A 1,062-nucleotide genomic window follows, 5' to 3' on the forward strand; every position below is an offset into this window, starting at 1 on the left:
GGGAAATCTGGTTAATTTAAGGCATATTGAAAAAATAAAAGGCTTTACCATTTATATGGATAATGGAAAAGAACTCCAGATTGCGCAAAAGAGAAGCAGCGATTTTAGAGAAGAAGTAAATAAATTTTTGCAGAAAAATTCATAGGAGAAACGATGAATACGATTTTACTGATATTATGTAATGCTCTTTCCTGTTTTATCATAAGTAACATACTGTTCCAGTTTATGAATGGAAAGTATAAAAGGAGCAGTCAAAATAGATATGCATATATTGTGATCGAGGCTGTCACAGTGATTTTTACAACCTGTATCAATATGCTCAATCATTCCATATTAAATCTAGTAGTCTGGGGCGTTTTGACGGGGATTATAGTATATGTTCTGTATTATGAGGATATAGATAAACCCTTAAGACGTATTATTGAATGTGAAGCATTAGTATTTTGTATGTCTGTCTGTGAATCATTGGGAGTGATTCTTTTACAATGCATTTTGCAAGCCGCAGATATAAAAAATGTGAATGAAACGATGCTTTATTGCCTTGAGGTAACATTTTCAAAGGTGATACTTATTTTTTTGTATTACACATTCATAAACAGGTTTGTGAAAAAAAGTGATGTCCCTTATTCAAAGACACGGTACATCATGTATGGAATTATACTTCTATACAGTCTGATTAACATGAGTGTAATTGTAGAGAATTTTAAAAATGGAGAAGAAAATTATTTGTGTGCAGTCAACATGGGATGTATTGTTCTGGCAGATTTATACCTTTTATATTTTGTAAAAATGGCAGATGAAAAGAACTATTATGAAAAGCAGCTCATCGCTTTAGAGCAACAGGCAAAGGTACAATACGAATACTATTTGACCCAGGCAAAAAAGTATGATCAAACCATTCAGATATTACATGATGTAAATAAGCATATTAAAGCAATCGAAGGGTTATATGGTGCAGAGCAGGAAAAAACGGCAGGAGAATATGCAACAAAGATCAGAGAGTTGTTAAAGCCGCTCATTCCGGTTCAATACACAGAAAATCCAATATTAAACATTCTTCTT

The 1,062-nt window shown here is 32.6% G+C and carries 1 pseudogene; it reads left to right on the forward strand.

From position 1 onward, the window contains the following. Positions 1-645: 645 nt before the first annotated feature. Positions 646-1,062: pseudogene (locus DXB43_RS15565) on the forward strand (ATP-binding protein); the annotation flags it as partial.

The sequence above is a fragment of the Roseburia sp. OM04-10BH genome (genome assembly GCF_003462605.1).
Taxonomy (GTDB): Bacteria; Bacillota; Clostridia; order Lachnospirales; family Lachnospiraceae; genus Roseburia_C; species Roseburia_C amylophila.